Source organism: Stenotrophomonas sp. GD04145 (genome assembly GCF_029835135.1).
Classification (GTDB): Bacteria; Pseudomonadota; Gammaproteobacteria; order Xanthomonadales; family Xanthomonadaceae; genus Stenotrophomonas; species Stenotrophomonas maltophilia_P.
Map to the genome: position 1 here is coordinate 1 of NZ_JAODZG010000071.1, position 10,627 is coordinate 10,627.

Annotated in this window: 11 protein-coding genes; 9 read left to right on the forward strand and 2 right to left on the reverse strand. The window is 67.2% G+C overall.

Annotation, left to right across the window (positions count from 1 at the left end):
* Window positions 1-563 (reverse strand): lipocalin family protein (locus N7367_RS18730; protein WP_279942983.1); only part of this gene is annotated, 563 nt, incomplete at its 3' end.
* Window positions 564-691: 128 nt separating this feature from the next.
* Between N7367_RS18730 and N7367_RS18735 the strand changes: the two genes are divergently transcribed.
* Both N7367_RS18735 and N7367_RS18740 read left to right on the forward strand, forming a co-directional pair.
* Window positions 692-1,012, forward strand: a complete 321-nt coding sequence (locus N7367_RS18735) for a hypothetical protein (protein WP_053519814.1) — start codon at window positions 692-694, stop codon at window positions 1,010-1,012.
* A 69-nt stretch (window positions 1,013-1,081) separates the two neighbouring features.
* Window positions 1,082-3,178 carry a prolyl oligopeptidase family serine peptidase gene (locus N7367_RS18740; RefSeq protein ID WP_279942984.1) on the forward strand — a complete coding sequence of 699 codons (2,097 nt, stop codon included), beginning with the start codon at window positions 1,082-1,084 and terminating at the stop codon, window positions 3,176-3,178.
* Window positions 3,179-3,252: 74 nt separating this feature from the next.
* Here the strand turns inward: N7367_RS18740 and N7367_RS18745 are convergent, their stop codons facing one another.
* Window positions 3,253-4,437 (reverse strand): pyridoxal phosphate-dependent aminotransferase, encoded by a 1,185-nt coding sequence (locus N7367_RS18745; protein ID WP_128990383.1) that lies wholly within the window; start codon window positions 4,435-4,437, stop codon window positions 3,253-3,255.
* Window positions 4,438-4,589: 152 nt separating this feature from the next.
* On the opposite strand from N7367_RS18745, the gene N7367_RS18750 reads away from it, so the two are divergent.
* From N7367_RS18750 to hslV, 7 genes are all read left to right on the forward strand, one after another.
* Entirely contained in the window at window positions 4,590-6,701 is a 2,112-nt protein-coding gene (locus N7367_RS18750; protein WP_279942985.1) for a S9 family peptidase, read from the forward strand.
* Between the two features lie 54 nt (window positions 6,702-6,755).
* On the forward strand, window positions 6,756-7,178 hold the full coding sequence (locus N7367_RS18755; protein ID WP_053520181.1) for a YbaN family protein: 423 nt from the start codon (window positions 6,756-6,758) through the stop codon (window positions 7,176-7,178).
* A gap of 83 nt (window positions 7,179-7,261) precedes the next feature.
* Window positions 7,262-7,507, forward strand: a complete 246-nt coding sequence (locus tag N7367_RS18760; RefSeq protein ID WP_053520180.1) for a lipoprotein — start codon at window positions 7,262-7,264, stop codon at window positions 7,505-7,507.
* The gene (gene dapF / locus N7367_RS18765) at window positions 7,500-8,351 is read left to right on the forward strand and encodes a diaminopimelate epimerase (protein ID WP_065175178.1); all 852 of its coding nucleotides are present in this window, start codon (window positions 7,500-7,502) and stop codon (window positions 8,349-8,351) included. Before N7367_RS18760 ends, dapF begins: the two co-directional genes overlap by 8 nt.
* Window positions 8,348-9,022 (forward strand): DUF484 family protein, encoded by a 675-nt coding sequence (locus N7367_RS18770; protein ID WP_065175177.1) that lies wholly within the window; start codon window positions 8,348-8,350, stop codon window positions 9,020-9,022. The genes dapF and N7367_RS18770 overlap by 4 nt, the downstream gene beginning before the upstream one ends.
* Before the next feature lie 16 nt (window positions 9,023-9,038).
* The gene (gene xerC / locus N7367_RS18775; protein ID WP_053520177.1) at window positions 9,039-9,911 is read left to right on the forward strand and encodes a tyrosine recombinase XerC; all 873 of its coding nucleotides are present in this window, start codon (window positions 9,039-9,041) and stop codon (window positions 9,909-9,911) included.
* A 182-nt stretch (window positions 9,912-10,093) separates the two neighbouring features.
* The coding region (hslV, locus tag N7367_RS18780; RefSeq protein ID WP_279942986.1) for an ATP-dependent protease subunit HslV at window positions 10,094-10,627 on the forward strand (534 nt) is incomplete at its 3' end.

Here is a 10,627-nt window from a genome sequence, read left to right on the forward strand (position 1 = left end):
TGGTCCGGGCGCTGCGGCACCCGCTTGAGCTTGTCGGTATTCACTCCGTACTCGTCGCGCAGGCGCTCGGCCAGCTCCTTGTACAGCGTCTTGTCCATGTCAGGCCGACGGGCAAAGATCCACGCCATCTCGCGGCCCGGATAGCCGATCAGTGCCCAGGAGTAATCCGGCGCCACTTCCAGAACGCGCGAATGGGTCGGCACCACGCGGTAGAACCAGGTCCGCCAGCCATGGTTGCCGCTGTCCGGGTCGACGCTGGCACGGGCGCGGATCTCCTGTTGCGGTTCGCTGAAGCCGTTGCGGTAGCGGTAGGTGATGGCAACCTTGTGGTCGTCGCGCAGCGCGTACTCGTTGACGCTGGCAACGTGACCGCGCTCGACGAAGTTCGGTACGCGGCCGATCACGTACCAGGTGCCCATGAAACGTTGCAGATCGATCGGCGCGTTCGGATCGGGGGCGCGGGGCGCCGCGGCACGCGGCGACGGCGGATCGCTGGCAGCCAGCGCCGGGCCCGCCAGGGACAGGGCCAGCAGCACGGCGCAGAGCGGGCGGATCGAAGTCATGCGGGAGCGGGCTCCAGTGGGCTTGCACGCGCATGGTCGACTGTGTGCACGCGGTCCGTCAATGGTGTCGCAGCGTATGAGAAGGCCCTTGCCCAAGCTGTGTTGCATTGTCCACCGGAGAAACCCGCATGAGCGCACGCCTCACACGCCGCCCCTCGACTGAACGCGTCAGCGAACGCGCCGATCCGCGCCTGCTGCGCGGTGTACAGCATCTGGCACTGGCCGGCGTTGCACTGGTCCTGGTGTGGCCGGCCGCCCGCGGCAGCAGTGCCTGGCTGGGCTGGCTGCCCCTGTGGCTGATCGGCATGCCGCTGGTGGCCTGGTGGGCGTTGCTGCGCTGCCCACTGCCATCGCTGCGGCGGCGGTCGTCGCGTCGTACCGGTGGACAGGCGCGCCGCCGCAGGGCAGCCGGCGCGCGCGGCCGGCGCGGCGCAACGGCGGCGGCCTGACCTTCGACACGGGGGGCGGTGTCCGGATCCGTGCTAGCGTTCCACGGCTTATGACTGCCTGGAGCTGCAATGTCACGACTCGCTTCCGCCTGCCTGCTGGCTGGCATGATGACCGCTGCCTCGGTGGGGACCGCCGTGGCTGCTGAAGATACCGACCGTTATGCCTGGCTGGAGGACGTCACCGGCGACAAGCCGCTGTCCTGGGTCAAGGAACAGAACGCCAAGGCCGAGGCGCGCCTGGCGCAGACTCCGGCCTTCAGGCAGATGGAGGCCAGCATCCGTGAGGTGCTCGATTCGGATGCCAAGATTCCCGGCGTGCAGAAGATCGGCGACTACTACTACAACTTCTGGAAGGACAAGCAGCACGAACGTGGCCTGTGGCGGCGCACCACCCTGGCCGAGTACCGCAAGGCCTCGCCGCAGTGGGAAACCGTGCTTGACCTGGACGCACTGAACAAGGCCGAGGGCGAGAACTGGGTCTGGCACGGCGCCGACTGCCTGCGCCCGGACTACAGCCGCTGCCTGATCGCGCTGTCACGCGGCGGCGCGGATGCCGATGTCACCCGCGAGTTCGATCTGTCGACGAAGCGCTGGATCGAGGATGGCTTCTTCCGTCCCGAGTCGAAGGGCGGCCTGAACTGGATCGATCGCGATACGGTGTTCGTCTACACCGATTTCGGTGCCGGCACCATGACCACCTCCGGCTACCCGCGCGTGGCCAAGCTGTGGAAGCGTGGGACGCCGATGTCGTCGGCCAGCCTGGTGTACGAAGGCAAGCCGGAGGACATGTACATCGCGGCGATGCACGATGACACCCCGGGCTTCGAGCGCAACCTGGTCAGCCGCACGCTGGCGTTCTACAACAATGAGGTCTACCTGCGCGGCGACGATGGCACGCTGACCAAGATCGATGCGCCGAACTCCGCCGAGAAGGGCCTGCACAAGCAGTGGCTGACCCTGGAGCTGCGCGACGCCTGGACCGTGGGCGGCAAGACCTACGCGTCCGGCTCGCTGCTGGCGACCCGGCTCGATGACTTCCTGGCCGGCAAGCGTGACTTCGAGGTCCTGTTCACCCCGACCGCGACCACCTCGCTGGCCGGTGCGACCTGGACCAAGAACCACCTCGTCCTGAACGTGCTGGACGATGTGAAGAATCGCCTGTCCGTGCTGACCCCGGGCGCCAATGGCTGGCAGAAGAGCGCATTTGTCGGCGCGCCGGCATTCGGCACTCTGGCCGTGGGCGCAGTGGACAGCGACGACAGCGATGCGGTCTGGCTGACCGCCACCGACTATCTGACGCCGACCACCCTGGCTTTGGCCGAGATCGGCAAGGCACCGGAAACGCTGAAGACCATGCCGGCCTTCTTCAATGCCGAGGGCAAGGTGATCGAGCAGCACTTCGCCACCAGCAAGGATGGCACCCGTGTGCCGTACTTCGTGGTGCATGCCAAGGACATGAAGCTGGACGGCTCCAATCCGACCCTGCTGTACGGCTACGGCGGTTTCGAGATTTCGCTGACACCCAGCTATTCCGGTGGCATGGGCCGCGCCTGGCTGGAGAAGGGCGGTGTGTACGTGGTCGCCAACATCCGTGGTGGTGGTGAGTACGGCCCACGCTGGCACCAGGCGGCGCTGAAGCAGAATCGTCACAAGGCCTACGAGGACATGGCCGCGGTGGCACAGGATCTGGTCAAGCGCAGGATCACCAGTGCCAGGCACCTGGGCGTGCAGGGCGGCAGCAACGGCGGCCTGCTGACCGGCAACATGCTGACGCAGTACCCGGAGCTGTTCGGTGCGGTGGTGGTGCAGGTTCCGCTGCTGGACATGAAGCGCTACAGCCACCTGCTGGCCGGCGCGTCGTGGATGGCCGAGTACGGCAACCCCGATACCAGCGACTGGGAGTTCATCAAGACCTTCTCGCCGTACCACCTGTTCGACGCGAAGAAGAACTACCCGCCGGTGCTGTTCACCACCTCCACCCGCGATGACCGCGTGCACCCGGCCCATGCCCGCAAGATGGCGGCGAAGATGATCGACGCCGGCAAGGATGTGACCTACTACGAGAACATCGAAGGTGGTCATGGCGGCGCAGCCAACAACGCGCAGGCCGCGCACATGGCGGCCCTGGCCTACAGCTTCCTGTGGGAGCGCCTGGGCGGTAAATGACGAAATGAAAAACGCCGCCCCCGGGCGGCGTTTTTCATGGGCGGCGCTGCGCGCTCGCCGGGCATGGCCCGGCGCTAGCGGAAATGTTGCAGCCCGCGCGCGATGCGCTCCACCGCTTCCTGCAGCCGCGGTATTTCCTGGGTATAGGCCAGGCGCACATGCTGGTTGGCGCGGTGGAAGCCGAAATCCAGGCCCGGGGTGAACGCCACATGCTCGGTTTCGAGGAAGTGTGCGCAGAACGCCTGGGCATCATCGGTGAACGCACTGACATCGGCATACAGATAAAACGCGCCCTGCGGCTCCACCTCGATGCGGAAGCCCAGCTCGCGCAGCGCCGGCAACAGGAAATCGCGACGCTGGCGGAAGGCCTCCCGTCGCTGTTCGAAGATCGCCATCGATTCATCGGTGAAACAGGCCAGGGCTGCATGCTGGGCGATGCTCGACGCACTGATGTACAGGTTCTGCGCCAGCTTCTCCAGTTCGGGCACCGCTGCGGGCGGCGCCACCAGCCAGCCCAGGCGCCAGCCGGTCATGCCGAAGTACTTCGAGAAACTGTTCAGCACGAACGCGCTGTCATCGACCTGCAATACGCTGGCGGCGTCCACGCCGTAGGTCAGGCCGTGATAGATCTCGTCCACCACCAGGTGCCCGCCGCGTGCGTGCAGTGTGCGTGACAGCGCCGCAAGTTCATCGGCCGACAGCACCGTGCCGGTGGGGTTGGCCGGCGAGGCGACGAGTGCGCCGACGCTGTCCGTGTTCCAGTGCTGTTGCACCAGCGAGGGTGTGAGCTGGTAGGCGGTCTGTGGACCGACCGGGACCAGCTGTGCGGCACCTTCCACCAGGCGCAGGAAATGCCGGTTGCAGGGATAGCCGGGATCGGCCAGCAGCCAGTGCCGGCCCGGGTCGACCAGCAGGCTGCTGGCCAGCAGCAGCGCGCCGGAGCCGCCAGGAGTGACCAGGATGCGTTCCGGATCCACATCCAGCCGGTAACGGCTGCGATAGAAACCGCTGATCGCCTGGCGCAGCGCAGGCAGGCCGCGTGCGGCGGTGTAGCGCGTGTGCCCGGCGGCCAGGGCCGCCTGGCCGGCACGCACCACCGGCCCGGCCGTGGTGAAGTCCGGTTCGCCGATCTCCAGGTGGATGACATCGTGGCCGGCCTGTTCCAGCGCCTGCGCGCGGGCCAGCAGGGACATCACGTGGAACGGAGCGATTTCATGGCTGCGTCGGCTGTAGACCGGCGGGTGGGGCAGGGTACTCATGCGCCCATGGTACGCCGACCGCTGCCGGCGGGTCCGCACCGTGACGACCTGCAGGGTTGTGGTGCCGACGGGATTGGGGTCAGATCGCTGTTCGGGGAAGGGAACCGATCCCGTCGAAGACCATTGCATTGAAGCGCCTGGAGCCTTATCTCATGAAGCCCACCCTCTGCCTGTTGCTCGCCAGCCTGATGACCAGCACCGCTACCGCCGCCCCCCTGCCTGTTCCGCCGGACGCCGCCCGGCATCCGCACGAGGTCAAGGCCCCATTCGGCGCGACCCGCAACGACGACTATTACTGGCTGCGTGACGACAAGCGCGCGAACAAGGACATGCTGGCCTACCTGCAGGCCGAGAACGCCTATGCCGACCAGGTGCTGGCGCCATTGAAGCCGCTGGAAGACGCGCTGTACAAGGAAATCGTCGGCCGCATCAAGCAGGATGATTCCAGCGTGCCGGCGCGCGAGCGCGGCTACTGGTACTACAGCCGCTTCGAGACCGGGCAGGACTACCCGATCCACGCACGCCGCAAGGGCAGCATGGATGCCGCCGAAGAAGTGCTGCTGGATGTCAACGCAATGGCCGCCGGCAAGGGCTACTTCAATGTCGGCTCGATGGAAGTCAGCCAGGACAACCAGCTGCTGGCCTGGGCCGACGATGACGTGGGCCGTCGCCAGTACACGATCCGCTTCAAGGACCTGCGGACCGGGCAGGTGCTGCCCGACGTGATCACCGGCAGTTCCGGCGACCTGGTCTGGGCCGACGACAACCGCACCGTGCTGTACGTCGAGAACGATCCGGAAACGCTGCTGACCGTGCGCGTGAAGAAGCACGTGCTGGGCACCCCGGCCAGCGCCGACACCGTCGTCTACGAAGAGAAGGACGACAGCTTCTACATGGGCATCGGCCGCACCCGCGACGACCGCTTCATCACCATCGGCGTGCACAGTACCGTGTCGTCGGAAGAGCGCTACGCGCCGGCCAGCGACCCGACCACGTTCACCGTGCTGGCGCCACGCCAGCGCGACGTGGAGTACGACGCCGACCACTACGATGGCCGCTGGGTGATACGTACCAACGACAGTGCAAAGAACTTCAAACTGGTCACCGCACCGACCGATGCCACCTCGCGTGCGCAGTGGAAGGACTGGATCGCGCATGACGATGCGGTGTTCATCGAAGGCTTCGAGCTGTTTGATGGCTTCACCGCCATTGCCGAGCGTTCCGAAGGCCTGGAGCGCATCCGCCTGCTGTTCAAGGATGGCCGCAGCGACTACGTGAAGGCCGATGAGCCGGCGTACTCGATGGGCCTGGGCGACAACACCGAGGCCGATACGCCATGGCTGCGCTACGTCTACACCTCGATGACCACCCCGACCACCGTGTTCGAGCTGAACACCGCCACCGGCGAGCGCCGCCAGCTGAAGGTGCAGCCGGTGATCGGCTATGACGCATCGAAGTACGAAACCGAACGCGTCTGGATCACCGCGCGCGATGGCGTGAAGGTGCCGGTGTCGCTGGTCTACCGCAAGGGCTACCAGAAGGACGGCAAGGGCGCGCTGTTCCAGTACGCCTACGGCAGCTACGGCATGTCGATGGACCCGTACTTCAACCAGACGGCAGTGAGCCTGCTCGATCGCGGCGTGGTGTATGCCATCGCCCACATCCGCGGTGGCCAGGAGATGGGCCGCGACTGGTACGAGAACGGCAAGCTGCTGCACAAGCAGAACACCTTCAACGACTTCATCGACGTTACCCGTGGACTGGTGGCGCAGGGCTGGGCGGCGAAGGATCGCGTGGCCGCGTCCGGTGGCAGTGCCGGTGGCCTGCTGATGGGGGCGGTGGCCAACCAGGCGCCGCAGGACTACCGGGTGATGGTGGCGCAGGTGCCGTTCGTGGACGTGGTCACCACCATGCTGGATCCGACCATCCCGCTGACCACCAACGAGTACGACGAGTGGGGCAACCCGGAGCAGAAGCAGTACTACGACTACATGCTCTCGTACTCGCCCTACGACAATGTCAGGAAGCAGGATTATCCGGCGCTGTTCGTCGGTACCGGCCTGTGGGATTCGCAGGTGCAGTACTGGGAACCGGCCAAGTGGGTGGCCAGGCTGCGCGACGACAACACTGGCCATTACCCGATCCTGTTCCGCACCAACATGGAGGCCGGCCATGGCGGCAAGTCGGGTCGCTTCCAGCGTTACCGCGAGCTGTCCGAATCGTATGCCTTCGTGCTGCAGCAGCTGGGTATCGCAGCACCGTGATTGCGGCGGGGTGCCGGGCGTTGCCGGGCACCCCGAACCGTTATCCTTGCGAGCATGAGCCTGCCTGAACCGCCTGCCGCCCAGGACGCAGCCCCGACCCGCCGGCCGGTGCGTTTCCGCTGGGCATGGTGGCTGCTCGCCTATGTCAGTCTCGGCACCGGCATTGTCGGCATCTTCGTGCCGGGGCTGCCGACAACCGTATTCATCCTGATCTCGGCATGGGCCGCCTCGCGCGGCTCCGAGCGGCTGCATGCCTGGCTGCTGCAGCATCCGCGCTTCGGGCCGGCCATCAGCAACTGGCAGGCGCATGGCGCGGTCAGCCGCTACGGCAAATGGATGGCCACGATCACCATGGCGGTCTGCGCCGGGATCATGCTGTGGTGCGTGCCGATCGCCTGGGTGAAATGGTTTTCCATCGGCAGCATGACCGTGGTGGCGATCTGGCTGTGGACGCGGCCGCTGCCGCCGCAGGACTGACCCTTCCGCCGGGCATGGCCCGGCGCTGCCTGGGGGCCGTACCCTCCACCAACCGCTCAGCCGGCAGTGGCTATACTCGGGGCATGAAGATTCCCCATCGAAACGCCATCCTGATTCCGCTGGCAGCGGCCTCGCTGCTGTTCCTGTCCGCCTGCGGCAACAAGGGCCCGCTGGTGCTGCCGCAGAAGCCGGTGCCGGTGGAAGAGACCGTCGAGCCGGCCACCGATGCCGACGGCGAAGCCACCCCGCCTGCCACCCAGGACACGGGTGACGGCAGTCCGTCGGTGACCCCGGACCCGGTGAAGAAGGTGGACGACGGGAATGAGTAAGACCGGTTCCACCGCGCTGCGTTTCAGCAAGATGCACGGCGCGGGTAACGATTTCGTAGTGATCGACCTGCGCGACGGCACCGCGCCGCCCACGCCACAGCTGGCCGCGCGCCTGGCCGACCGCCACACCGGCGTGGGCTGCGACCAGATCCTGACCATCGAGGCCCCGCGCGTCGAAGGCTCGGTCGCCTCGTACCGGATCTGGAACGCCGATGGCTCCAATTCCGAGCAGTGCGGCAACGGCGCGCGCTGCATCGCGGCCTGGCTGGTGCGCGAGGGCAGTGCCCAGGGCGATGCATTCGTCATCGACAGCCCACTGGCCAGCCATGCGGTGCAGGTGCTGGGCCAGGGCCAGTATGCGGTGACCATGGGCGTACCCGCATTCGAACCTGCGAGCGTGCCGCTGGTCGGCTTTGCCCACCCGCGCGAGGAGTATCTGCTGCCGCTGCAGGGCGAGAGCGTGCGGTTTGCTGCGGTGTCGATGGGCAATCCGCATGCCGTGATCGAGGTGGGCCTGATCGATGCGGCGCCGGTCGAGCGGGTCGGCGCGCTGCTGCAGCAGCATGCCTCGTTCCCGAAGTCGGTGAACGTGGGGTTCACCCAGGTCATCGCGCCGGACCACGCGCGGTTGCGCGTGTTCGAGCGGGGCGTCGGCGAGACCCTCGCCTGCGGCAGCGGCGCCTGTGCAGCCGCAGTCACCCTCATGCAGCGCGGTCGCCTGCAGCGCGATGCACGCATCAGCCTGCCCGGCGGCGAACTGCGCATCCAGTGGCCGGGCGAGGGGCAGCCCGTGGTGATGGCCGGCCCCACCGCATTCGTCTTCGAAGGGGAGTGGATCGCATGACTGAGACCGTCGACAAGCTCGGGGCCCATGAAGTCGCTGCCTGGTTGCGGCGCCATCCGGCCTTCCTCAAGCAGTTTCCGGACCTGGCGCTGACCCTGGTGGTGCCGCGCGATGACGGCCCGACCGCATCGCTGGCCAGCTACCAGCTGGAGCTGCTGCGGGAAAAGAACCGCGAGCTGGCGCGACGGTTGGCCGATCTGGGCGCGACCGCCCAGGTCAACGAACGGCTGGCGGTGCGCACCCACCAGCTGACGCTGGCACTGATGAAGCAGGGCAGTGCCGCCGATACCCTGCGTGCGATGGCCGCCTCGCTGCAGGAGGATTTTGCGGGTGATCTGGTGCGGCTGGTCGTGCACGTGCCGGTGGCCGGGCTGGAACAGGCCGAATGGCTGCAGGTCATCGCGGCCGACGATCCACGCCTGGGCCCCTTCCGGGATTGCCTGAAGGACGGTGAGCCGATCTGCGGCCGCCTGCAGCCGGAAAAGAACGCGGTGCTGTATGGCGCGCGCAGTGAGGAGGTGCAGACCACCGCCCTGCTGCCGCTGCCGGGTGTCGGCCTGATCGCGGTCGGCAGCCATGACCCGAACCGCTTCTACCCGGGCATGGGCACGCTGTTCCTGCGCATGATGGGCGAGGCCCTGGCCACCGGCCTCAAGCGCTTCCAGGACTGAGCGGAGCGCGGCGGCGATGAGCGCGGTCATGGCGTTCCTGCAGCACCTGCAGGTGGAACGGCGGATGTCGGCGCATACGCTGGACGCCTACCGTCGCGACCTGGATGCGCTGGCGGCATGGGCCGAGCCGCGGGGCGTGCCGGTGGAGGCGCTGGATGCTGACGCCGTGCGACAGTTCGTCGCCGATGAACATCGCCGGGGCCTGTCGGCCAAGAGCCTGCAGCGGCGGCTGTCTGCCTGCCGCAGCTTTTATGCGTGGCTGCTCAGGCATGGCCGCATCGAGGTCAGTCCAGCGGCCACCCTGAAGGCACCACGAGCGCCGCGCAGGCTGCCGCAGGTGCTCGACGCCGATGAAGCAGTTCAACTGGTCGAACTGGAACCGGAAGGCGAGCTGGGGCGACGCGACCGCGCGCTGCTGGAGCTGTTCTATTCCTCCGGCCTGCGCCTGAGCGAGGTCTGCGCATTGACCTGGCGTGACCTGGATTTTGCCAGCGGACTGGTCAACGTGATGGGCAAAGGCAACCGCCAGCGTCGGGTACCGTTCGGCAAGCCGGCGCGCGAGGCACTGCTCGCCTGGCGCAGCGAAAGCGGCGGCGCCCCGGCCACCCCGGTGTTTCCGGGCCGCAACGGGCCGATCAGCCAGCGCGCGGTACAGATCCGCATCCGCCAGCTGGCGCAGCGGCAAGGGCTGTTCAAGCACGTGCATCCGCACATGCTGCGGCACAGCTTCGCCAGCCACATCCTCGAGTCGTCCGGCGACCTGCGCGGCGTGCAGGAACTGCTGGGGCACGCCGACATCGCCACCACGCAGATCTACACCCATCTGGATTTCCAGCACCTGGCCAAGGTCTACGACGCTGCGCATCCGCGCGCCAAGCGCCGCCGGTAGCGCCGGGTCATGCCCTGCGGCGGTGGTGGCGCCAAGTCATGCCCTGATGCGGTGGTAGCGCCGGGCCATGCCCGGCGGATGCAGCGGCCGCTGGCGCCCGAGCCCTGAACGGCAGCCATCCGCGCAGGCTTGATCGGCCCCGGCGCTGTCCCCATGTCCCGGGAACAGCTATCGGAGGCCGCATGGACCCCAGTCAGAACCCCAACGTTTTCCACGCCACCACCATCGTCTGCGTGCGTCGCGGCGAGCATGTGGCCATTGCCGGCGACGGCCAGGTCACGCTCGGCCACACCGTGATGAAGGGCAATGCGCGCAAGGTGCGCCGGCTGGGTCGCGATGGCCAGGTGCTGGCCGGTTTCGCCGGCGCGGCCGCCGATGCCTTCACCCTGTTCGAGCTGTTCGAGGCCAAGCTGGAAAAGCACGGCCAGCTGCAGCGTGCCGCCGTCGAGCTGGCCAAGGACTGGCGCACCGAGCGTCGCCTGGGCAAGCTGGAAGCACTGTTGGCCGTGGCCGACAAGGAAACCTCGCTGATCATCAGCGGTACCGGCGACGTGATCGAGCCGGAAGACGGCATCATCGCCATCGGTTCCGGCGGTTCCTACGCGCTGTCGGCGGCCCGCGCGCTGATGGCGCACACGGCGCTGGATGCGCGCACCATCGCCAGTGAAGCGATCAACATCGCGGGCGACATCTGCATCTACACCAACCGCAACGTG